Below are 20,759 nucleotides of genomic sequence, written 5' to 3'. Positions count from 1 at the left end.
CGCTTACGGTGCTACCGTCACGCTGCGGAATCCCTGCCGGGCTGCCGGCAGGCGCTTGCATTCCACGCCGTCGCGCAGCACGCCACCATCGTCGCTCAGAATGCGCAGGCGCTGCGTGCCGGGCATCGTGAAGATGGCTTCCGGCTTCAGCGTGGCGATAGCCGACTGGCCGAACGCCACGGGCCGGTCACTGGCGGCGCCGGACCATCGATACAGCGCAAAGGTGCCGTCATCGGCCACCGGCCCGGCCGCGATCACATAGCCGTGCGCCACGCGCTCGATGCTGCGGATGCCCCGTCCGCCCAGATCTAGCAGTACCGGGCTGCCAAACTTCGCCGGCTTGGCGTCGATCAGCCCGTCGGGGTTCTCCAGCGGCACGAGAATGGCCTTGCCATCGACCAGCGGATTGCGGAAGCCAATCAGCAAGCCGCCGTCCGCCGCCGCGAGCCCTTCGATATTGAGCCCGCCCGGGCTTTCCGGCGCCCGTTCGGCAGCCGCCTTGAGCGGCAGCGACGCCAGCGCCGGAGCCGCCACGAGATCCTTCAGCAGATCCTGGTAGGGCCGGCCCACCGGCTTGAGCGACAGCCGGCCCGGATCAAGTTCCACCGCGAAGAACCGATGCCGGCGCCCCTGCACCTTGCCCTTGGCATTGCGCCCGTGCGACGAGATGACGTAGGCGCGCTGGCCGACAACAGCCGCGCCTTCGAGGTCCGACTCGCCATCGTCATCGGTGCCGAGGAAGTTGCCGAGCGTGAAGGTCTTGACCGCGCGCGCCTGACCGGGCTGGTACACCGTCAGCACATTGCGCTCGTCGCCCACCACCACGAAGTGGTCCGGGCCGAGGGAAAAGCCGGCCGAGGCGTCGCAGAGTCCCGCGTAGGTCTCCACGGCATCCGCCGGCCCAGCGGCCCCGGCCCCCCCAGCCGCCGAGGCCCCGCCCGCGCCAAGCATCAGGCATAGCGCCAGACAAACCATGCTGCGTCGGGGGATTCGCATCGTCGGTTCTCCTTCAGGGTGGGGGCTGCGACACCATGCCGGGCCGGGCCCAGCATACGCGCACCGGAAGCCCGCGTCGCTCGGCTGTGGGAATCTGGCTACAGGATCGTACACGTGCCGCGTTGCGCGGGACGCTGATACATGTCGAGCGAGAGGCCGCTGCTGGCATCGACGTATGGCGTGACCTGGCCGCAGATTTCGGCAAAGTCATACAGAATGCCGCCGAAGTTGCCGGCGTCGGGGCTTCCGACGATGCGGAGGCGCCTGACCGTGTCGTCGAGGTCGATGCCCAATATGCGCTCCTGTCCGCCGAAGTGGACCACCGCCAGCAACGCCACGGTGTGCATGCCGGTGTAACGAGACCCGGGCATCGTCACGTTACAGCCGCTCAGCAACAACGGGCCGTGCGCAAGTTCGGCGCGCAGTGCGTCGTCGTCCAGCCCGCAGCCGCCACGGCGCAGCGGCTTCACGCGGCCATTGGCGATGCCTGCTGCCGCAAGCACTACGCGGCTGTGGTCGAAATAGCATTGGCCCGGCTGTTGGGGCTTGAGCATCCGCGCCGCAAGGAGCCGGGCGACAGGCGCGTAGGATTTGAACAATTGCAGGGAGGCAAACTTTGGCATGACGGATTCCTGAAAGGCGACCATGCGTCGCATGATGCGCAAGTCGAAGGAATCTATCAGCGCCACCGCGCCCCGCCTCTGATGCCGGACAAGCCCGCGTGGCGCCGAGGCATTCTCGTACAGTTTCGCCAGGGGGGCGGGCGCCGGCTGTTCGATGCGCTCAGCGGGGTGCCGCTGGGGGAGGCCGTGTCCGCCAGCGGCACCGTGCCGGGCGTCAGGCCGCCAGTGCAGATCGGCGATGCCTTCTATATAGATGGCCCGCGCGCAAGCGTTTCGACGGCTCGCTTCAGCGCGGCACGCTCGGTCTGCATACGCTCACGCATGGCGCTCACATCACTTCGCGCCGCGCTCAAATCGGCCCGTTGGGCCAGAACCTGCGCCTGTACCAACGCGGGCGACGGCCCGCCGGCGGCAGTGCGTGCAGCCACGCCAGATTCCGGGTCGAGGCTGCGCGCCACGGCCTCGGCGGACAGGTGCACGGCGCGGCCTGTGTGGCGCAGCGCCGCCGCATCGACCATTGCCGAATCGATCTCGCTGGCCGGCAGATGGCGGTCCAGCGCGTCGCGCACCACCGCGCCCACCACGTGGTGGGCCTCGCGGAACGACATGCCGGCGCTGCGCACCAGCGTGTCGGCCAGATCGGTGGCCATCGAAAAATCCCGGCGGGCGCGCGCCAGCATGTGACTGGCCTGCGGCGTGGCATGGCTCAGCACCAGCCGCAGCAGGGCCACGCAGCGCTTGCACTCGTCCGCCGCCTCCCAGAAACCGCGCATGCTTTCGCGGTTGCCGTCGCCGCTGTGCGTGAAATGGCTGCCCTTCAGCGCCGCCAGCGAGGCCGTGAGCAGGCCGATCATGTGACCGCCCTTGCCCTTCAGGTATTCGAGCACGACCGGGTTTTTCTTCTGCGGCATGATGCTCGACGTGCCCGCCACGCTGTCCGGGAAGTCGATCAGCCCGAATTCCGGCGTCGCCCAGACATAGAGATCCTGCGCCACGCGGCCCCAGGTGACTGTGCCGATGGTGATGGCGGCGAGGATTTCCCACGCAAAGTCGCGCGAGGCCACGCCGTCCAGCGAATTGGTGGTCGGGGCGGAGAAGCCGAGCCAGCGCGCCGTGGCCGTACGGTCGATCGGGAACGCCGTGCCGGCCAGCGCTCCGGCGCCAAGCGGGCAGGCATCGAGCCGGGCCAGCGCCTGCCGCAGCCGGGCGATGTCCCGCCCCAGCGACTCGGCCACGCCGGCCAGGTAATAGCCATAGGTGATCGGCTGGGCCGATTGCAGGTGGGTGTAGCCCGGCATGACGGTGCCGGCATGCTCGGCGGCGCGGTCCAGCAACACCGTGCGGGTGGCCAGCAGTTCGTCGAGGATGGCCAGCGCCGCGTCACGGGCGCGCAGGCGGTCATGCGTGGCCAGGATGTCGTTGCGGCTGCGCGCCACGTGCAGCCGCCCGCCCACGTCGGCGCCGGCCAACGCCATCAGCCGGGCCTCGTAGTTGAAATAGGCGTCCTCGCGGGCCGGGTCCAGCGGCACGGCGTCCGGGCCCTCGGCCTCGATGCGCACCAGCGCCTGCGCCAGTTGCGTGGCCACCTCGGCCGGCACCAGCCCGGTGCCGTGCAGCATCAGCAGGTGCGCCTGGTTGATATCGCTCAAATACGGGAAGCCACTGCCGAATTCGCGCGCCAGGCGCGGCAGGTAGATGTGTTCGCAGACCTCGGGGGCGGTAGCCTGGGTCAGGCGGCGGCTGACTTTCGATTCCATACGTGTGTTGTTCTCCGGTACGTTGGAGCCAAGTATGGAAATACGGTGGTCATATCGTCAAATCAGTTATTTCGGCCTGTGCATACGGATTTGATATACCATCGCCCGCATGAATTTCAAACAGATCGAAGCCTTCCGGGCCGTGATGGTGACCGGCTCGATGACGACCGCCGCCACCCAGCTGCACACCTCGCAGCCGAACATCAGCCGCGTGATCGCCCAGCTGGAGCGGGAGACGGGATTCAAGCTATTTGCGCGGATTGCCGGCCGGCTGACGCCGACCGTGGAGGCCGAAGCCCTGTTCCGGGACGTGGAGCGCTCCTTCCTCGGGCTCGACAGCCTGCGCGCCTCGGCGCGGTCGATCCGGGAGGTGGGCGTGGGCACGCTGCGCATCGGCACCGTGCCGTCGATTGCCATGAGCGTGATGCCGCAGGCCATCGCCCGGTTCCGGGAGCAGCACCCGGACGTGCCTATCGCCGTGCATACCAGCGATTCGCCAACCGTCGCCAAATGGACGGCGAACCAGTTCTGCGACTTCGGACTGGTGTCTTACGTGGTGGAGACGGCGGGCATCGACAGCGCGCTGCTGCGCGACGAGCCCGGCGTCTGCATCGTGCCCGCCGAGCACCGCCTGGCGCGCAAGCGCGTCGTCCACGCGGCGGACCTGGACGGCGAGCGCTTTATCTCGCTCACCCATGGCGATGGCACGCGCGCCATCGTCGATGCCGCCTTCGCGCCGGACCGGCGCGTGCTGACGCTGGAGACGCCCTACGCCGCCACCATCTGCACGATGGTGGAGATGGGCCTCGGCGTCAGCGTGGTGAACCCGGTGGTGGTGCGCAGCCTGAAGCTGCCCGGCGTGCGCGCCATCCGCTTCGAACCCGCCATCCCGTTCGAAAGCTACGTCCTGCACAACCAGCAACGCCCGGTGCCAGCGCTGGCGCAGGCGTTCCTGGACTGCCTGCCCGCGGCCGACGCGTAGTGGCTTAATACATCCCAGCCTGATCCAGTTCCCGCGCGCGGCGGGCGTCCTCGGCGTGCACGTAGATCGAGGTGGTCGCCAGCGAGGCATGGCCCAGCTGGTGCTGCACCACGTCCAGCGCCACCCCGCGTGCAATCGCGTGCGAGCCGAAGGTGTGGCGCAGCCAGTGCGCGCTGGCCTGCCCGAGCCGCGCCGCGCCGGCGGGGTCTTCCGCGGCCATGGCCTGCGCCGCCTGCGCGAAGAAGCCCTTCCAGATCGCATCGAGCTGCGCCACGGACAGCCGGCCCACGGCGCCATCGTCCTTCACCCGCCCGATCAGCGGCGTGGACGGGTGCAGCCGCTCCAGCTCGCGCCCCAGGCCGCGCACTTCCAGATAGTCACGCAGCGCCTCGATCACCGGGCCCGGCACATGCACCTCCCGGGCGCGCGTGCCTTTGCCGACGAACGAGAGCGTCCACACGCCACGCTGGTCGGCGGCCAGGTCCTGCTGGGCGAGGTCGCCCACGGTCACCTGCGCCTGCTCGGAAATCCGCAAGCCGGTGGCATAGACGAAGCGCAGCATGAACTGGAGCCGTGCCGTGCGCGGGTCATCCGCCGGCAGGCCCGCCGTGAACTTGCGCAGGAACTGCCACTGGGCGTCGGTAAAGCTGCGCGCCACCTTGATTCGGCCCTGCCCCGCCGCCTTGGGCTTGGGCAGCAGCTCGAACGGGTTGTAGCGCAGGTACTGCGCGTTGACCAGCCACGCGCACAGCGATTTGACGATGGTGAACGCCTGCCGCACGCTACCCGCCGACAGCGGTCCCTCGAATGGCCGCCAGTCGTGGCGATAGCGCGGCGTGCCGCGCGGGCCGACCCACTGGGCGGCCGGTTGCGGATCGGCCAGGAAGGTCAGGTAGGCGCTGCAATCCTCGACAGTCAGGTCGGACAGGGCCTTGCCGCGCGCGAACACGGCCCAGAGCAGGAAGCGCTCGGCCTGCGTGCGATAGGCGCGCCAGGTGTGGCCGCCCACGGGCGGATGCACGCCCAGCCAGGCGTGGATGGCCATCAGGTCGTTCTGGGCCGAAATGCGGGAATCGACGCCGGGCGGCGTACGGTTGTGGCCCTGCCGGCCGTCCAGCGCGGGCGGCAGCAGCAGCGATTCGAGTGGCGCCACCGCCGCTGCCGGCGCACGCAGGCTCGCCAGTTCGGCGGCCGTGGCGGTGCGGCGTGGCACCAGCGCGGCGGCGGGAATCGCGCCGATATCGTCGGCCTGATCGGCCAGCCAGGCCTCGATGCGCCGGGCGGTATGGTCGCCGATGCGCCGCGCATGGCGGTGCCAGCGCGGGCCCTCATGGCCGATCACGGCTTGCAGCGCGCCGAGCGTGGCCCAGCCCGCCTCGACCAGCCGCTGGGCGATGGCCGGCGCGAACCAGCCGGTCACGGCGTCATTGGGCGTGGGGCGGGAAACCAGCTGGGGCTTGAGCGCGTCAAGCACGCGCAGCAGCTTGCGGCGACGGTTCTGGCGCGCGGTGGCGCTCTCCTCGGCCGGCGTGCGGAACAGGCCCAGCCAGGCGCGCTCGGAGATGGTCGGCTGCCCGTCGGCACGGGTTTCCAGCCGCTTGACGCCGCGCGCCAGCTCGGATTCGATCCAGCCGATGGTGGTGCGGGCCACGCGCAGGTCCAGCCCGGTCTCCAGATAGCGGTCGGCCAGCCGGGCGAGGTCGATCCCCTCGAGGTAACCGCGATAGAAAGCGAAGTGATGCGGGCCAAGCAGCCGCTCCGGGGCAACGGGCGGGCGCTGCCGGCGACGGACGGCAGTACGTTCAGGGTCAGACAAGGTGCAATGCGGACATCAAGGCGAAGGGCGCGATGATACCGCTGTTTGTTTTTCGCCCCTCTCCCGCTTCCAGGAGAGGGGAAAACCACCCCTTACAGAAACGTCTGTGCCTTGATAATTACCATTATCTCGACCCGGCGTTTAACGCCGCAAACTCAGCTACCTACCGTCACGAACCCACCGTCACGAACACCGGGTTCGAGTAGAACCAGAGGTCGTTGTAGTTGCGGGCGTTGATGGCGTTGAAGCGCGCGGTGTCCTCGGTGACCGTGGTCTTGGCGTCCGGCAGCGGGTTGCCGTTCTGGGTCTCGCCCGCCACGTTCATGCCGAGGTTGGTGCCGCGCAGGCGGAAGTACTGGTTCTTCGCCGCCGTGTAGGTGTAGGTCACGGCGTAGTACCCGTCCGAATCCAGCTTCCAGTCGGCCGATGTAAAGGTGGCGATCACCTTGGTCGAGTCGTTGGTTTCCTTGCTGTAGCCCGGCGTGCCAGCCGCGGCGCGCGGCGTCACGTCTCCGGCGATCAGGTCGATGTGGTCCACCGTGGGGCGCACGTTCACGTTGATGCCGCTGTTGATCGGGTACTCGTAGTGGTTACGGTCCGGGCTCTTGAAGCGGATGCTCACCGTCACGGTCTCGCCGGCCTTGGCCTTCAGCTCGCCGCCCATCTCGCCCTTGCCGGCGGCGCCGGCCACGTTGAAGTCGAGCGCGTTGATCAGGTCGCCGAACACCGAGAACATGCGGCCCGAGCGCACGCCTTCCAGCACGCCCTTGATCCCCGTGTACTGGTTTTCGATCCAGACATAGGTCTTGGCGTACTCACCCGGAAAGTAGCCGCTGCTGTTCGCGCCGATGGTCTTGAAGTGGTGGTCGGAGTCGGCCACGTTCCAGAAGCGCCGGCCGTCACCGAGCAGCGCGTCCCAGATGCCGCCGACCTGCGCCACCACGTAGTCCACCCCGCCGTAGACGCGGTTCTTGAGGTTGGCGTCCACGTAAGCGGTGGTGTAGCCGCCGCGGTCCGGCTCCATCTGGTTGCCGACCATGCCTTCCACGCCGAAGACGATGTTCGGGGCGGTGTCGTTGAACTCGCGGTAGTCGGCGGCGGTGTACTTGCCGGTGTTGCGCGAGGGGTGGTTGATCAGCGCGTAGCTGGTGTCGGGATAGTTGTCCCGCAGCCAGGCCACGGCCTTCACGGCGTCCGCGTGCGTGGTGTAGGCGCGCGGGCCCTTGGCGTTCCAGTTGGTCACGTCCACCGGATCGAACTGGGTGTCCGGGCGGTTCGTGAAGAAGTATTCGAACTCGTTGGCCGCCTTGGTGGCCGTGCCCAGCGGCGCGCCGCCGAAAATGCCCACGTTCATGTGGTCATGGGTGGGCATGTCCCATTCGAAGGCCGAGAAGATTAGCTTGTTGACGTACGCGCCATTGACCTGCATCTGGCGCACCGCCGGCATCTCGTACTGGGCCATGGCCTGCGAGAACGGCAGCGGGCCGCCGACGATGGCGGTGCCGTTCTGGTCGCGCGTGGACGGGCGCAGGTGGTTGGAGATGGCGGTCCAGTCGAGGTTGTTCTTGACCAGCGCCTCGTCCAGCACGCTGGCGAGCAGGCTCTGGGCATCGTCCGATTCCACAGTGTGGACGTGCAGGTCGCCGGTGGTCCATTTGCCCGTGGCTGCGGCGGGCGTCGGGTTGACCGGGGTGCCGGGTTCGGTGGGGCTGGTCGGGCCGGACGGCGTGGCCGGGTTCGATGCCGGGGCATCGTCGCTGCTGTTGCAGCCGTAGAACAAGGCGGAGACAAGCACAGCTGCCGCGATGCCGATCGCGGAGTGGGTATAACGCATTTCTGACTTCCCTGATTTCTAGTTTGAGCGCCGATGGTGCCGGCGATTCATGACAGGAAAGTGATAGTCGTGCGTATTTTCAGAAAATCATTGCGCAGGATGGAATACCCGCTACAGCACCAATGTGACAGTCGCCATGAATGTGGAGGTACTGTCGAGCCGGTTCTTGCTGCTCACCGTCGGCACCCAGCGCAGCCCGAACGAGAGCGGATGCTTGCCGCCGAGCTTGGTGTCGTAGGTAACGATCGGCCCCATGGCAAAGTCGTGGCCGTGGAAGCCATGCAGCAGGTCTGCCGTGGGGCCGCTATCGCCGCCGAGCTGCTGCACCGTGCCCATGACCAGCCCCACGCCCCACGGCCCGAAGCGCTTCACGCCCATCACGTCCAGCGTGAACAGCGGCGCGTTCTGGTAGTCGGTGGCCGTGTTGCGCGTGTAGAACTGGAACGCGCCGACGGCGTTGAATTCCAGCCCGTACTGCGGCATCAGGTGGGTGAAGGCCACCTGCGGGACGAAGGTCCAGTTGTTCAGGCTCGGATTGGCCAGCGCGTCCTTGTTGTACTGGCCGGTGGGCGCCCAGACGTTGAAGCTCAACGCCATGTGGCTGGTCTTGGAGAAGTGATAGCCGGCGATGATCGGGGCGAAGTAGATATCGAACAAGTTCGAAGCCCGGTCCGACGTGCCGGTCGAGAAGTTGCCGAGCGCGCCGCTGGCGCCGGCCGTGGCATGCACCGTGGTCCAGACATAGGGCAGCGTGAAGCTGGAGGCGAAGTTCCACGCGCCGGGGCCGGTGTCCCAGACCTTCATGGCGGTGGCCAGCGTGAAGGCAATCTTGGCTTCCACACCGAGCGTGGTCCGACCGCCGATGGGCACCTGCCGGTCGCCGCCCACGGAGCCGTTCAGGTAGATTTCGCCGAAGTTGACCACCCAGACCGGCTCGGGCGGCACCACGCCAGCGTTGGCCTGCACGCTGGTGCCAGACACCGGGCGGCCCAGCGCCCCTTCCGTGGCCTGCGCGGCCAGCGGGACCAGGCCGGCGCCGCACGCCACCGCGCCGTACAGAAGCGACTTCCCGACCATTGACTGCCTCCATCCCGTATCTGCCAGCATGCAGGCATGCTGACAGAATCCATACGGAATGGAATTCAGTTTTCTCGTCGGCGAGTTGAAACTTTTCAGCGATTTTCGATCAATATCGAGAATCAGACCGCGCCGCGCGTCTCCACGTACAGCGCGTACAGCGAGTGGCTGGACGCCATATAGAGACGGTTGCGCTTGGGGCCGCCAAAGCAGAGGTTCGGGCAGCGTTCCGGCAGGTGGATATGGCCGATGGCCTTGCCCTGCGGATTGAACACGCGCACGCCGTCCAGCTTGGCCGGGTCCGCGCCGGGCGCCCCGCTACTCCCCCAGCCGGCCCAGATGTTGCCGTCCACGTCGCACTTCATGCCGTCCAGCGCGCCGGGGCCATTGGCGTCGATCAGCTTGGTCTTGTTCGACAAACCGCCGTCCGCTGCCACGTCATAGGCCCAGACCACGCGGTGCGGCTGCGCACGCGCCTCGATCACGTAGAGCTTCTTCTCGTCCGGCGAAAAGCACAGGCCGTTCGGGCCGTTGAGATCGGCAATGACCTGCGTAACCGCGTTGTCTTTCGGATCGATCCGATAGACAGCGTGCGGCAGTTCTGGCGTGGCCTTGTCCCCCTCCCACTCGCCGCCGATGCCAAACGGCGGATCGGAGAACCAGAGCGAGCCGTCGGACTTGCAGATGATGTCGTTGGGGGAGTTGAAGCGCTTGCCCTGGTAGCGGTCTGCAAGGACCGTGATGGACCCGTCGTACTCGGTGCGGGTGACGCGGCGCGTCAGGTGCTCGCAGCTGACCAGCCGGCCCTGCTTGTCACGGCAGTGGCCATTGCTGAAGTTGGCCGGCTGGCGGAACACGCTCCACTGGTTGGCGGCTTCGTCGTAACGAATGATGCGGTTGTTGGGGATGTCCGAAAACAGCAGGTAGCGGCCGTCGCCGAACCAGACCGGCCCTTCCACCCAGCGGAAGCCCGTGGCGAGCTGCTCCACGGTGGAGCTGAACAGGCGGTATTTGGCAAAGCTGGGGTCGAGGATCTCCACGGCCGCGTCGGGATAGCGCTGGCTCGGCTTGAATTCGAAAGCCTGGGCGAGAGCCACGCCGCTGGCAGCCGCCGCTGCGGCCGCGCCGCCGGCTTTCAGCAGCGTCCGCCGCCGTGCGTCGATTGGGGTGTCTTGCATCGATTGTCTCCGTCCTCGTTATAGTTATCGGACATCATATGAGAACAAAAGCGGCGCCGCAAGCATTCGGTTAGAGGATGTTGGCGACAATTGCCTTGGTTGTACGATGACAAAGACATCCAGGCGAGGGGGCACCGCGAGTGCCCAGCCATGCCCACTTCATGAGCACGGGTAAGGGACAGTGATAAGGTGAGCGCATCGGCGCGCCAGCTCCTCAGTTCCTCATGGCCGCGCGCCCGGCAGCATTCCCAACCTCCCTGACCTTCGGCAGACCCTCATGGCCACCGCCATCCTCCTAGAAAATATCCACGCCAGCGCCCAGCAGATGCTGGGGCGCCATCAGATCGACGTCGCCACGCAGGGCAAGGCCCTGGCCGGCGAACCCCTGCAGCAAGCGGTGCAGGGGCACGAACTGCTTGGCATCCGCTCCGCCACCACGCTCACGGCGGAAACCTTCGCCCAGCCCGGCAAGCTGCTGACGGTGGGCTGCTTCTGCATCGGCACCTCGCAGGTCGACCTCGGCGCGGCGGCCCACGCCGGCATTCCGGTGTTCAATGCCCCGTTCTCCAACACGCGCTCGGTGGCGGAACTGGTCATCGGCCAGGCGATCATGCTGATGCGCCGCATCCCCGAGAAAAGCCGCGCGGCCCATCTGGGGGAATGGCAGAAATCCGCCAAGGGTTCGTTCGAGATTCGTGGCAAGACCATGGCCGTGATCGGCTACGGCAATATCGGCGCGCAGGTTGGCATCCTGGCTGAAGCCATGGGCATGCGCGTGGTGTTCTACGACATCCGCCCGCGTCTCTCGCTCGGCTCGGCCATGCCGGCCCACACGCTGGAAGACGCGCTGGCGCAGGCCGATGTGGTCACGCTGCACGTGCCCGCCACCCCGCAGACGCGCGGCCTGATCAACGCGCGGGCGCTCTCGGCCATGAAGCGCGGCGCCATCCTGCTCAACGCCTCGCGCGGCACGGTGGTGGATATCCCCGCCCTCGCCCAGCATCTGGACGATGGCCACCTGGCCGGCGCCGCCATCGACGTGTTCCCGGAAGAGCCGCGCAGCAACACCGACCCGTTCGTCACGCCGCTGCAGGGCAAGCCCAATGTCATCCTGACCCCGCACGTGGGCGGCAGCACCGAAGAGGCGCAGGAGAACATCGGCGTGGAAGTGGCAACCAAGCTCGCCAACTTCCTGGAAACGGGCGCGACCATCGGCGCGGTGAACCTGCCCGAAATCCAGCCGAACCCGCTCGAGGCCCCGGCGCGCATCCTCAACATCCACTACAACCGCCCCGGCACGCTGTCGCACTTCAACCAGGCGCTGGCCGAGATTGGCGCCAATATCGTGGCGCAGCAGTTGCAGACCGCCGGCGATATCGGCTACGCCATCACCGATATCAGCCTGGTGCCGCCCGCCGGCTGGGCCGAGGCGCTGATGCGTGACGAGGCCTTCATCCGCACCCGCGTGATCGCCGCCTGACATTCAGCGGGCAGCGCTCCTCACCGCCCCCACCGGCGCCTCCGGACTTACCCGGAGGCGCCAATGCAGCCGGCGCATGACGTCGATGAAATCGACGGATAGCGGGCTCGCACCCCCTGCAAGGCGCCCCGCGCGCCCTGTCTCCCGGTCATACTGCGGCAGATGTATTGCCAGCCGGACAACCACGATCCGGCGTGATGAACCCAAGGAGACAACATGCAACGTCGTACCTTTGTCCGCTTCGCCATGGCCGGCGCCGCCGTGGCCGCCACGGGCGCCGGCATCCTGCCGGGCGTCGCCCAGGCCGCCGATGAATTCCCCACCCGCCCGATCCGCCTGATCGTGCCCTACGGCGCCGGCGGCGTGACCGACCAGGTGGCCCGCGCGCTGGCCGATGCGGCTGGCCGAGAACTGGGCCAGACCATCGTGGTGGAGAACAAGCCGGGCGTCAGCGGCACACTGGGCGCCACGCAGATGGTGACCACCGAGCCGGACGGCTACACCCTCAGCATGGCGCCGGTGGTGATCTTCCGCCTGCCGCACGTGCAGAAGATGCGCTACGACCCGCTCAAGGACCTGACCTACGTGTCGATGATCGCGGACTACAACTTCGCGGTAGCGGTGAAGAAGGACGCCAAATGGCAGACCATGCAGGAGCTGATTACCGAGGCCAAGGCCGACAAGCGCGGCATCAGCTACGGCACCACCGGCATCTATGGCAGCCAGCATCTGACGATCTCCGAGCTGGCGCGTGTTACCCAATCGAACTGGACCCACGTGCCCTATAAGGGCGACGCCGAGGCCATCACCGCCCTGCTGAGCGGCTCGTCGGACGTGGCCGTGCTGTCCAACACCCTGCTGCCTTACGTCCAGAGCGGCCAGATGCGGGTGCTGGCCACGCTGTCGGAGAAGCGCGCGGCGGACTTCCCGGACGCCCCCACCCTCAAGGAGATCGGCTATCCGGTCTGGTCGAACTCGCCGTTCGGGGTGATCGGGCCGGCCGGCATGAAGCCCGCCGTGGTCAAGCGGCTGGACGATGCGTTCCGCAACGCGCTCAAGGACCCCAAGTTCCTGAACGTGACGCGCCAGTACGGCATGGTGACCAACTACATGGGCCCCGAGCAGTATTCGGCCTATGCGCAGAAGGCATTCAAGAGCGAGGGCGAGATTATCGCGCGGCTGGCAGCGGCGATGAAGAACCAGTAAGGCAGGATCGGGCGATGGTGGGCCGGGGGTGTCAGAACCGGTCCAGCACGTCCTTGATGCGCGCCTTGCGCAGCTGCGTGGCCGCCGCGAGGTGGTCCGCATCGAGCGTGGCCACCAGATCGGCATAGACCAGGACCGGCGGCGCCAGGTCTGTGCGGCCCGGTGCCGGCGTCTCCCCGCCCTCCACCGATGGGTCCCAGAACGCTTCCAGCACTTCCACCATGCCGTCCGGGTCCGGCCGCAGCCGGTGTTTCTGGGTCAGCACCTGCAGCGCGCCCGCCATCCGTGCAGGGGCGATATAGAGCGTCTGGCTGGCCGGACGGATCCCGCCGACCATCGCCGCCGCCGCGACCTCGCCACTCCAGTAGCCCCCCAGTTCCGCCGCGTTGACGGCCTGCCACCAGTCGGCCGCCGGCGCGCTGAAGCGGCGCGGCTGCAACCGGTGGCGCAGGATGGTCGGATAGTTGGCCACCCATTCATCGAGCAGCCGGTCCGGCGCGGTCAGGCGGCGTCCCTCGTCCTCGCGCGTTTCCAGCAGCCAGCCGCGCGCGGAGAGGCCGTTGAACACCGCCCCCACCGAGCCCAGCGCAATGCCGCTGACCCGGGCGATCTCCCGGTACGTGGCCTGGAGCAGTTCCGGCTGGCACAGCAGCGCGAACACCATCCGTTGCGAACTCGGATTGCCGCTGATGCGCACGGCGGGCCGCACCACGCTGTCCGGCGGGGTCTGGCCGATGACGAAGACGAACAACTCCGGGGCGTCGAGGAAGGTATTGCCGGCCGTGTCGAGGAACTGGAGCCCCATTTCGCGGCATTGCCCGGCCAGCGCCGGCGTCAGGTAGGTGGTAACGAGCAGGCCCGGCGCGCGCTCCTGCAACTGGGCGCGCACCACGGAGAGGTCCGCCACTGTGCGCACCGAGCGCCGGCACTCCACCGCGTAGCGATGGGCGGCGTCGCCGCGCCGCAGGGAAATGGCGGCCACCGGCGCCTCGCCGCCGGGGTCACGCCGGCCATGGCGGATGCGGGCCTGCATGCCGGTGGTGCGGTGCAGGGCCACCAGCGCGGCCTCCACCCAGTCGATATCGCCCGCCTTCTGGTCCATGGCTGCGTCCTCCGGGTCGCCGAACGGGAATCGGGAAAGGTAACCCCGATCATGGACCAAAGGACGCCGCTGTTCAACTTTTCGCGCTGTTCAGCCCGGTTGAACAGGCGGCGAAACATGAACATGGCGGGCGGCTGACCCTGCCCCCCGCCGCCCGCATCACACGCCAAGCGGCGGCCGCCGACAGCCCTGTCAGACAAACGCCGATTCAGCGTGCCGGGGTCGCCATCCGAGAATATTGGCAGTCCGCGAGGAGACGGACCTCTCATCATTCGGGAAGCGACCAGGAGCACTTTCACCATGCCGAAGAATTTTCACATCGTGTTGAACGACGGCTTTTGGGATCTGCGGGCGGACGGCGTGCCGCGTGCCATCAGCCGTCACAAGACCCGGGACGAAGCCATCCGGGTGGGCCGGGCGGCGGCAGAACGCCTGAAGGTCTCGCTGCGTGTGGAGGACGAACAGGCTGAGGAAGCCGAAGCGGTAGCCGAGGTGGCAGAGGTGGCGGGCGCGGGGCAGGCCGATACGTCCGGCGCCCCCCCCACGTTCAAGACGGATTGCGGGATTGCGCGCATGGCCGCGGCCTGAGCCCCGTCCAGCCCCGTGCAGCCCCGCCCCGTTCCTGTGACAACGCCCCCTCGGGGGCGTTGTTGCGTGGGGGTGGCGTGTCAGGAGCGATTGTCCACCGGCGGCGCGTCGGGGTCCCGGCTGCCCGGGTCATGGAGGTCCTGCTCGTCCTCGCCGGGCGACGCATTGCCCCGCCCTTCCTGCTTGCCCCGCTCCGCCAGCGGGTTTGATTGTGGGCCCGACTGCGGGCCGGACTGCGGACTCGACTGTGCGCCGGACTGCGCGCCGGACTCCGTGCCGGACTGCGGGGCCTGCGGGTTGTCGCCGCGCTGGCCGGCATCCGCGGAAACCGCATCATGGTTGCGACGGCGGTCCCGATTGCGCCGGCGGCGTGTTCCTGCATAGGCGAATGGCATGGGCGTCTCCTTCTTCTTGCTGTGATGCGGATGGTCGTCCTGCGTTGCAACGTCCGGCTGGGGTGTCTCCGTCTCCGCTAGCGGCCTGCCCCGGTTCGGTCAGGCGCCACGCGGACGCGGTTCTCCACGGCGCGCACGCCGGGAATGTGGTCGATGGCGTCCTCGATGCGCGCGCGGTCTGCGCGGGTGCCGATGGCGCCTTCCAGCGTCACCGCGCCTTCCCGCACGGTCAGCGACACCTCGCTGACATCAATCCCGCTGCGCCAGAGGCGTTCGCAGAGCAGGTCATGCAGCGATGCATCGGAGCGCACGCGCGTGGCGCGCTGGCTTCCGGGCGCCGGGTTCAGTTCAGTCATGGTGGCTCCTGGGTTTGGGGGGACCGCCGCATCGCGGCGCTGCGGCGGCGCGATGCGGTGCCGGCGGTCAACTAGACGCTAAGGTCGATGCTCAGGTCGATGCTCAGGTCGACGATTTCCCCGGCGTGGTCGAGTCAAGGTGCTGCTCAATAGCAGCGGGCGCCTTGCCGCTCTTGCCGGCCTCCAGCCCGCCCGTATAGCTGCTGGCGGAGGATCCGGTGGCGCTGCCCGAGCTGCTCATCCCGCTGAGGCGGCTGCCGGATTGGGTGCCCGATTGGCTGTCCGATTGCCTATCCGATTGGCTGCCGGACTGTGCAGCCCCCTCGCGCTGGACCCGCAACTGGTTCTGCACGTCCTTCACGCCGAACACGTCGTCGGCAATATCCTCGATGCGGTACTTCTGCTGACGGTCCATCACCGACCCGCTCAGGGTGACCACGCCGCCGGACACCGTCACCTCCACGTCGCGGACGTTGAGGCGGCCGTTGTGAGTCAGACGCTCGCAGAGGTCTTCGCGAATGCGTTCGTCGGAGCGCTGGTAACCCTTGGGCGCCACGCGCTGGGCACGCGCCACCGCCGAGCCGCCCGCGCCGCCATAGCCGCGATTGAGCGAACTGCGCTCGTTGGCGCCGGTGAACTGCTCGTAGGCCCGGTCGTCGCGGTCATAGCCGGCCCGGTCGACGCCGGCCGAGCGGCTGGCGCCGCCGTAGCCGCCGTACCCACGTGAACCGGCAGCCGGGCCACCCCAGTTGCGGGTGCCCTGCTGACCGCCGGACGGTTCGTAATCGGACACGCCATAGGCGCCGGGATAGTGAGTACGCATGTCCGGTGAACGACTCGGCTCATCCCACGGCGCGCCGCCGCTGCGCGACGTGTCGGGCCACTGCCCGCTCATCTGGCGGCTGCGCTCCTGCATGCGGGGGGACTGCTCCTGCATGCGCCGGTTCGGCTGCTGGTTCGACCATTCACTGGCACGTCCCGCACGGCCTTCCTGATGCCAGTCGCCCCAGCGCTCACGTTCGCCCGCACCCACAAAGCGCTCGCGGGATCCGCGCTGCTGGCCTTCGCCATACTCGCCGTAGCGGCCTTCGCCATAGCCACTGGGGCCGCCCAGATCGCGCCCGCCGCCGGGGTTCCAGCCCTCGCCAGCGCGGTTGCCGCCGTAGCGGTGGGCTTCCATGCGGCGCGGGTCGCCGCCATAGCCGCTGCGCTGGCCATAGAGGGTCGAAGACGACTCATCGTCACCATAACGTTCACGCTCGCCCCGGCTGCGCTCGTTCTGCTCATTGCCGTAGCGCTCGGCCTGACCCTGATAACCGCTGTAGCCGCTTCCCGTCCGCACGGAGGATTCCGGCGACGATGACCGGTCCGCACCTTGCTGGCCGCTGCCCTGCCAGTCGTTGCCGCCGCCGTGCTGCTGGCTGGCGCGTCCTTGCCAGTCCGAACCACCGCCTTGCTGCTGGTTCCCTTGCTGCTGATGGGACAGCCAGCCGCCGCTGTCGGCCTGTTGCTGGCGCTGCTGCGGCCAGTGGTTGCCGCCCTGATCCTGCCAACCGGCGCGCTGGACACTGCCGCGTTGGTCGCGTTGGTCGCGTTGGTCGTCGGTGTTGCGATCGTCGTCGCCGTCACTGCCGTAGCCGCCCGAGGCGCGGTCGTCCGACCCGCCGCCCCCGTAGTTGCCCCTGTAGTTGCCCCTGTAGTTGCCCTGGTTCATGTCGATCTCCGGTTGATCGTCGATCGCGGCGCTGTCGTGCCGCGCCACGCGGTTGCCTTTGACCAGGGACGCAAATTCCATACCGCACGCCGCAACGGGGCTCGTGCGCGCCACGGCGCACGCCGGGCGTGCTTGCCCATCCCCCTTTTACATGCCGATATAAAAGGTGCAAAACCCTGCACCGGCGCGGCGGCCAAGTAGTCGATGTCCTACATGTGTTTCAGGCATCGCCCCCAAGTGGCCGGCGGTCGTCCCGAATATCGTGGAAGTACCGTGAGGACACAATCTTGGAGAAACCGACATGAAACGTACGCTTACCGCCACCGCCCTCGCCCTCAGCGCACTGATCGCGATGCCCGCCATGGCCCAGGGGGGCGGACAGGCCCCCGTCTCGCCGAACGTGCCGAACCCGAGCGCACCCCCGGCCCCTGAAGGCCCCAGCACGCAACGCGGCACCCTGCCTTCCGCCACCCAACCCGGCGGCAGCGGGACGATGAGCAGCGGGACGATGAGCAGCGGCTCGACCATGCAAAAGGACAGCACCACGACCAAGAAGGATCCCACGGCACGCTCGAAGAAGCCGCGTGAGCAAGGCGCCCCGGCCGTGCCGACTGCCGATGCACCATCCGGCCCGAAGGGTGACTCGCCGGACCCGGCCCCGGGCACCAAGCGCTAATCCTCAACAAGCCCGCCGACCGGCCCCGCGCCGCCCAACTGCGTCTTGCAGCGGGGCGGCGCGTTGGCGCTTGCGCGTGTTGCGCGCGTGTTGTGCGTGTGTTGCGCGTCTTGCATGTGTGCAAGACTGATCTGCACGAAATTTCAGGGAGATATGGATCGGCCTTTCGTCCCGGAGCGGCTGCGGTCTCCTACAGTGAGACATGACAAGACAACCGCAAGGACATGACGGAGACGTTGATGGATGCATTGACTACTACACTCGCTCGACTGAGCCGCCATGCCCAGTCGTGCGCAGAGTCGTTGTCCGCCGTGGCCGCCGCGGCGTCTGACCCGCAGATGCGCGCCGTGCTGGCCCATCGCGCGAACATGCAGCGCTGTGCGGCGGCCGAGCTGGCCGTCCGGGCCGGGGCCAACCTGGGCGACGGACACGGTACTTCGCACGGGTCTCCCGTGCCCCCGGCACGCCGCGATGCGCCGGGTAGCCCCGGCATGCCCTCGGCGGACGCGGGCGAGTTGCTGCTGCTGCGCCACGCTGCGCAACAGGCCGGCCGCGCCGCCAGCGCCTATGGCGCGCTGCTGCGCGAGCCGATCGACGATCCGGACCTGCGGCTGCTGCTCGCGCATTACTACCGGGGCGCCACGGAACTGCAGCGGCTGCTGGAACAGCGCGTGGCCGAGTTCTCCCCGGCGCGGGCTGCGGGCATGACGTCACGGCGCATGAGTCCGCCGCTGCATTAGGAGGATGGCGGCGTCCTAGCCTTGCGGATAACCGGCGCGCAGCAGCCCCGCCTGGCGCGGCGCGGTCAGCTCCTGCTGCGGCTGGTAGGGCCGGATCACCAGCGCCACGTAGTCGTCGTTCTTGGGCGACACCACCAGGTACACCAGACCCGACATGACCAGGGCCACCTCGCCCAGCTGCGCGGCGATGCGCGCGGCAATGAAGCGCTGGAGCAGCACCGGATCCACCGTGGCGTCGATGGCCAGCGCGGCCGTGCAGATCGTCATCAGGCATTGTTCCACGGCGCGGCAGACCACCACCACCTCGTCGATGGCGTACCCGGTGTGGGCGGCGCGCACGAGCACGGAAATGCCCTCGCTGGTCGTGGCGCGATGCCAGCCGGGTTTGGCGCGGAAGTCGGGCAGCGCGAGGCGAGACCCGGCGCCCGTGGCCACCGCGTTGAACTGGTGGGCAAAGTCGCGCGGACTGATCGAGAGGAGTTGTTTTTCCACGGGCGTGGAGGAGACGGCCACCGATGAGGCGAGGCTCATCGTCACCAGGATGCCGGACAAGTTCATCGTGATCTCCCTGGCTGACGCCCGGCGGTGCCCTGCACCGCGTGGGTCACGCAGCCCACCATCCCTGAGCAATTGGCATTCCAGCCTCTGGCGGGCGGTCTGCATGGCGCCTGTGTGTCGCGGTCCCCTGCCTGAAACTATAGGCGGCGGCGGGTCTTGGTGAAAACCCTCATCCGTGCCGTAGCGCATGCTGGCCGCCCTGCCGCCCGGGATGTGCCGACTGGCACGCAACTTGCCGCCCTTCCTAGTCGAAGGACATGTGAAAACGATCATCAGGAGCCCCATCATGAGCAAAAGGTCCCGCCATCCGCATGACACGCCGCCCCGACGAGCGGACCAGACCGGCGCAAGCGACCCCGCAAGCATCCCGAGCACGCTCGACCCCAACCTCGACACCGATGCCGGCGACCTGGAACGCGAGCTGGAACTCGAAATGGGACAGACCGAGCGCGACCTCCACGTTGCCACCGAGGAAGACAACCCCGAGGACGAGATCTCTGAGGAAGTACAGCGCGCCGCCGAATCCCTGCCGTCCGACACCCCGGTCGACCGCGCCGACCAGACCGACAAGCGCATGGAGAATCCGCCCAACGGCAGCGATCTGTAGGTCGCGCTCCCGGCCATGAAAACCCGCCATGAAAAATGCCCCGGCAGACCGGGGCATCGTATTGGGGCGTGGGGCCGGCTTATTCCGAGGCCAGCACGCCATACGGGCGAATGTGCAGCTTGTTGATCACATCCGTCACGCCAAAGGTGTCGTCGGCAATGTCTTCCACCTCATACTTGGTACGCCGATTGTCCACCGAGCCAGTCAGGGTGACGATGCTGCCCATGACGGTGACATCCACCTCGCTCACGTCCAACCCAGACTCATGGGCCAGCCGTTCGCACAGTTCCTCGCGGATGCGCTCGTCGCTGCGCGTGTAGTTCTTCGGCCCCACCCGGCGTGAATAGCCATAGGGTGACCGCTCCTGGCCGAATGACTGGTCGCCGCGTGAGCGCTGGCGGTAGTTGCGGCCGGCGTCTGCCTCGTAGCCGCGCGGGGGCTGGTAGGGCTGGTGTGGCTCGTGCGGCTGCGACTCGTGTGGCGGCGGATAGGAGTCGGCGCCCCGGGCGGGCACGTCTGCCGGGGAGCGCGAGGCAGCCTGATAGCCATCCTCATAGCCGCTGCTGTAGGCGGTGACGTAGCCCCGGTTGTGGGGCGCGCTCTCGTCGCGGTTCTCGTCGAAGGTGGAGCGGGCCGGATAGTAGACCGGGCCCCCACGCGCCTGGTTGCCCTGGCGACCCCACTGGCTCCCCTCCGTGCGGCCGCGTCGCCAGGCGCCGCCATCACGCACGCTGTCCTCGGGCGCGTTCCAGGCGTTGTCGCTGGCGTCATAGGGGTTGCGGTCGCGCGTGTTGCCATACCGGCCGCCCGACAGGTCCCGTCCCCGCCAGTTCCGATCATCGCCCGGTACGTGACCGTAGCCTTGCTCCGAGCCGCCGTAACGCTGGTCCGGCCACCGGCGTTGGCCATAGTCGTCTAATCGCTTCATTGCGTTCCTCCATGGACTGGGGCGCGAGACGCGGCCCCGATACGGAAGAAGCGGCAAGTTTCATACCGAGCGCGGCTGGCGTCCGGTGTGGCGAATCATCCACTCACGGCATGCAGTTTCTACAAGCTGTGCGCGCACAAAGCGGC

At 68.0% G+C, this 20,759-nt stretch carries 20 protein-coding genes; 7 read left to right on the top strand and 13 right to left on the bottom strand.

Annotation, left to right across the window (positions count from 1 at the left end):
* Positions 1 to 3: 3 nt before the first annotated feature.
* The 3 genes from KHO18_RS00320 to argH all read right to left on the bottom strand — a co-directional run bounded on the left by KHO18_RS00320 (position 4) and on the right by argH (position 3,376).
* Positions 4 to 996: a DUF3616 domain-containing protein gene (locus KHO18_RS00320; protein ID WP_211942568.1), complete on the bottom strand. Its 993-nt coding sequence runs from the start codon at positions 994 to 996 to the stop codon at positions 4 to 6.
* Between the two features lie 98 nt (positions 997 to 1,094).
* Positions 1,095 to 1,652 carry a hypothetical protein gene (locus tag KHO18_RS00315; protein WP_211942567.1) on the bottom strand — a complete coding sequence of 186 codons (558 nt, stop codon included), beginning with the start codon at positions 1,650 to 1,652 and terminating at the stop codon, positions 1,095 to 1,097.
* A 212-nt stretch (positions 1,653 to 1,864) separates the two neighbouring features.
* On the bottom strand, positions 1,865 to 3,376 hold the full coding sequence (gene argH, locus KHO18_RS00310; protein ID WP_144202231.1) for an argininosuccinate lyase: 1,512 nt from the start codon (positions 3,374 to 3,376) through the stop codon (positions 1,865 to 1,867).
* 109 nt (positions 3,377 to 3,485) lie between these two features.
* Here argH and KHO18_RS00305 point away from each other — a divergent pair, with 109 nt between their 5' ends.
* A complete protein-coding gene (locus KHO18_RS00305; protein ID WP_144202233.1) occupies positions 3,486 to 4,358 on the top strand; it encodes a LysR family transcriptional regulator in 873 nt (290 codons plus the stop codon).
* 4 nt (positions 4,359 to 4,362) lie between these two features.
* On the opposite strand, the gene KHO18_RS00300 is transcribed toward KHO18_RS00305, so the two are convergent.
* From KHO18_RS00300 to KHO18_RS00285, 4 genes are all read right to left on the bottom strand, one after another.
* Positions 4,363 to 6,174, bottom strand: a complete 1,812-nt coding sequence (locus tag KHO18_RS00300; RefSeq protein ID WP_211942566.1) for a tyrosine-type recombinase/integrase — start codon at positions 6,172 to 6,174, stop codon at positions 4,363 to 4,365.
* A 169-nt stretch (positions 6,175 to 6,343) separates the two neighbouring features.
* On the bottom strand, positions 6,344 to 8,008 hold the full coding sequence (locus KHO18_RS00295; protein ID WP_313817364.1) for an S-layer protein: 1,665 nt from the start codon (positions 8,006 to 8,008) through the stop codon (positions 6,344 to 6,346).
* Between the two features lie 111 nt (positions 8,009 to 8,119).
* On the bottom strand, positions 8,120 to 9,085 hold the full coding sequence (locus tag KHO18_RS00290; RefSeq protein ID WP_211942565.1) for a SphA family protein: 966 nt from the start codon (positions 9,083 to 9,085) through the stop codon (positions 8,120 to 8,122).
* A 122-nt stretch (positions 9,086 to 9,207) separates the two neighbouring features.
* Positions 9,208 to 10,263, bottom strand: coding sequence for an SMP-30/gluconolactonase/LRE family protein (locus KHO18_RS00285; RefSeq protein ID WP_144202258.1), 1,056 nt, complete (start codon positions 10,261 to 10,263; stop codon positions 9,208 to 9,210).
* Between the two features lie 277 nt (positions 10,264 to 10,540).
* Here KHO18_RS00285 and serA point away from each other — a divergent pair, with 277 nt between their 5' ends.
* Both serA and KHO18_RS00275 read left to right on the top strand, forming a co-directional pair.
* Entirely contained in the window at positions 10,541 to 11,743 is a 1,203-nt protein-coding gene (serA, locus tag KHO18_RS00280; RefSeq protein ID WP_144202260.1) for a phosphoglycerate dehydrogenase, read from the top strand.
* 216 nt (positions 11,744 to 11,959) lie between these two features.
* The gene (locus KHO18_RS00275) at positions 11,960 to 12,949 is read left to right on the top strand and encodes a tripartite tricarboxylate transporter substrate binding protein (protein ID WP_144202262.1); all 990 of its coding nucleotides are present in this window, start codon (positions 11,960 to 11,962) and stop codon (positions 12,947 to 12,949) included.
* A 31-nt stretch (positions 12,950 to 12,980) separates the two neighbouring features.
* Here the strand turns inward: KHO18_RS00275 and KHO18_RS00270 are convergent, their stop codons facing one another.
* A complete protein-coding gene (locus tag KHO18_RS00270; RefSeq protein WP_144202264.1) occupies positions 12,981 to 14,051 on the bottom strand; it encodes a type IV toxin-antitoxin system AbiEi family antitoxin in 1,071 nt (356 codons plus the stop codon).
* Positions 14,052 to 14,351: 300 nt separating this feature from the next.
* On the opposite strand from KHO18_RS00270, the gene KHO18_RS00265 reads away from it, so the two are divergent.
* Positions 14,352 to 14,639 (top strand): DUF2188 domain-containing protein, encoded by a 288-nt coding sequence (locus KHO18_RS00265; RefSeq protein ID WP_144202266.1) that lies wholly within the window; start codon positions 14,352 to 14,354, stop codon positions 14,637 to 14,639.
* 80 nt (positions 14,640 to 14,719) lie between these two features.
* Here KHO18_RS00265 and KHO18_RS00260 read toward each other — a convergent pair whose 3' ends face one another.
* The 3 genes from KHO18_RS00260 to KHO18_RS28330 form a co-directional block, all read right to left on the bottom strand.
* Positions 14,720 to 15,034: a hypothetical protein gene (locus tag KHO18_RS00260; RefSeq protein ID WP_144202268.1), complete on the bottom strand. Its 315-nt coding sequence runs from the start codon at positions 15,032 to 15,034 to the stop codon at positions 14,720 to 14,722.
* Positions 15,035 to 15,111: 77 nt separating this feature from the next.
* Positions 15,112 to 15,390: a BON domain-containing protein gene (locus KHO18_RS00255; RefSeq protein WP_144202270.1), complete on the bottom strand. Its 279-nt coding sequence runs from the start codon at positions 15,388 to 15,390 to the stop codon at positions 15,112 to 15,114.
* A 103-nt stretch (positions 15,391 to 15,493) separates the two neighbouring features.
* The gene (locus KHO18_RS28330) at positions 15,494 to 17,185 is read right to left on the bottom strand and encodes a BON domain-containing protein (RefSeq protein ID WP_244844385.1); all 1,692 of its coding nucleotides are present in this window, start codon (positions 17,183 to 17,185) and stop codon (positions 15,494 to 15,496) included.
* Positions 17,186 to 17,405: 220 nt separating this feature from the next.
* Between KHO18_RS28330 and KHO18_RS00245 the strand changes: the two genes are divergently transcribed.
* Both KHO18_RS00245 and KHO18_RS00240 read left to right on the top strand, forming a co-directional pair.
* Positions 17,406 to 17,780: a hypothetical protein gene (locus KHO18_RS00245; RefSeq protein ID WP_211942564.1), complete on the top strand. Its 375-nt coding sequence runs from the start codon at positions 17,406 to 17,408 to the stop codon at positions 17,778 to 17,780.
* 239 nt (positions 17,781 to 18,019) lie between these two features.
* Positions 18,020 to 18,520, top strand: a complete 501-nt coding sequence (locus KHO18_RS00240; protein ID WP_144202274.1) for a hypothetical protein — start codon at positions 18,020 to 18,022, stop codon at positions 18,518 to 18,520.
* 15 nt (positions 18,521 to 18,535) lie between these two features.
* On the opposite strand, the gene KHO18_RS00235 is transcribed toward KHO18_RS00240, so the two are convergent.
* Complete coding sequence (locus tag KHO18_RS00235) at positions 18,536 to 19,078, bottom strand: malto-oligosyltrehalose synthase (RefSeq protein ID WP_144202276.1); 543 nt, start codon at positions 19,076 to 19,078, stop codon at positions 18,536 to 18,538.
* 286 nt (positions 19,079 to 19,364) lie between these two features.
* Here KHO18_RS00235 and KHO18_RS00230 point away from each other — a divergent pair, with 286 nt between their 5' ends.
* A complete protein-coding gene (locus KHO18_RS00230) occupies positions 19,365 to 19,685 on the top strand; it encodes a hypothetical protein (protein ID WP_144202278.1) in 321 nt (106 codons plus the stop codon).
* Between the two features lie 79 nt (positions 19,686 to 19,764).
* Here KHO18_RS00230 and KHO18_RS00225 read toward each other — a convergent pair whose 3' ends face one another.
* Complete coding sequence (locus KHO18_RS00225) at positions 19,765 to 20,613, bottom strand: BON domain-containing protein (protein WP_211942563.1); 849 nt, start codon at positions 20,611 to 20,613, stop codon at positions 19,765 to 19,767.
* Positions 20,614 to 20,759: the final 146 nt, after the last annotated feature.

Origin of the sequence: Cupriavidus campinensis, assembly GCF_905397395.1 — a bacterium.
Classification (GTDB): domain Bacteria; phylum Pseudomonadota; class Gammaproteobacteria; order Burkholderiales; family Burkholderiaceae; genus Cupriavidus; species Cupriavidus campinensis.
This window is presented reverse-complemented; position numbering and strand designations above follow the sequence as displayed.

Bases quoted from the DNA above. Each gene is read 5' to 3' on its own strand.
- KHO18_RS28330 (WP_244844385.1), bottom strand. From the start codon at position 17,185: ATGGAATTTGCGTCCCTGGTCAAAGGCAACCGCGTGGCGCGGCACGAC.
- serA (WP_144202260.1), top strand. From the start codon at position 10,541: ATGGCCACCGCCATCCTCCTAGAAAATATCCACGCCAGCGCCCAGCAG.
- KHO18_RS00305 (WP_144202233.1), top strand. From the start codon at position 3,486: ATGAATTTCAAACAGATCGAAGCCTTCCGGGCCGTGATGGTGACCGGC.
- KHO18_RS00230 (WP_144202278.1), top strand. From the start codon at position 19,365: ATGAGCAAAAGGTCCCGCCATCCGCATGACACGCCGCCCCGACGAGCG.
- KHO18_RS00240 (WP_144202274.1), top strand. From the start codon at position 18,020: ATGGATGCATTGACTACTACACTCGCTCGACTGAGCCGCCATGCCCAG.
- KHO18_RS00235 (WP_144202276.1), bottom strand. From the start codon at position 19,078: ATGAACTTGTCCGGCATCCTGGTGACGATGAGCCTCGCCTCATCGGTG.
- KHO18_RS00270 (WP_144202264.1), bottom strand. From the start codon at position 14,051: ATGGACCAGAAGGCGGGCGATATCGACTGGGTGGAGGCCGCGCTGGTG.
- KHO18_RS00285 (WP_144202258.1), bottom strand. From the start codon at position 10,263: ATGCAAGACACCCCAATCGACGCACGGCGGCGGACGCTGCTGAAAGCC.
- KHO18_RS00290 (WP_211942565.1), bottom strand. From the start codon at position 9,085: ATGGTCGGGAAGTCGCTTCTGTACGGCGCGGTGGCGTGCGGCGCCGGC.
- KHO18_RS00255 (WP_144202270.1), bottom strand. From the start codon at position 15,390: ATGACTGAACTGAACCCGGCGCCCGGAAGCCAGCGCGCCACGCGCGTG.
- argH (WP_144202231.1), bottom strand. From the start codon at position 3,376: ATGGAATCGAAAGTCAGCCGCCGCCTGACCCAGGCTACCGCCCCCGAG.
- KHO18_RS00275 (WP_144202262.1), top strand. From the start codon at position 11,960: ATGCAACGTCGTACCTTTGTCCGCTTCGCCATGGCCGGCGCCGCCGTG.
- KHO18_RS00260 (WP_144202268.1), bottom strand. From the start codon at position 15,034: ATGCCATTCGCCTATGCAGGAACACGCCGCCGGCGCAATCGGGACCGC.
- KHO18_RS00245 (WP_211942564.1), top strand. From the start codon at position 17,406: ATGAAACGTACGCTTACCGCCACCGCCCTCGCCCTCAGCGCACTGATC.
- KHO18_RS00265 (WP_144202266.1), top strand. From the start codon at position 14,352: ATGCCGAAGAATTTTCACATCGTGTTGAACGACGGCTTTTGGGATCTG.
- KHO18_RS00225 (WP_211942563.1), bottom strand. From the start codon at position 20,613: ATGAAGCGATTAGACGACTATGGCCAACGCCGGTGGCCGGACCAGCGT.
- KHO18_RS00320 (WP_211942568.1), bottom strand. From the start codon at position 996: ATGCGAATCCCCCGACGCAGCATGGTTTGTCTGGCGCTATGCCTGATG.
- KHO18_RS00315 (WP_211942567.1), bottom strand. From the start codon at position 1,652: ATGCGACGCATGGTCGCCTTTCAGGAATCCGTCATGCCAAAGTTTGCC.
- KHO18_RS00295 (WP_313817364.1), bottom strand. From the start codon at position 8,008: ATGCGTTATACCCACTCCGCGATCGGCATCGCGGCAGCTGTGCTTGTC.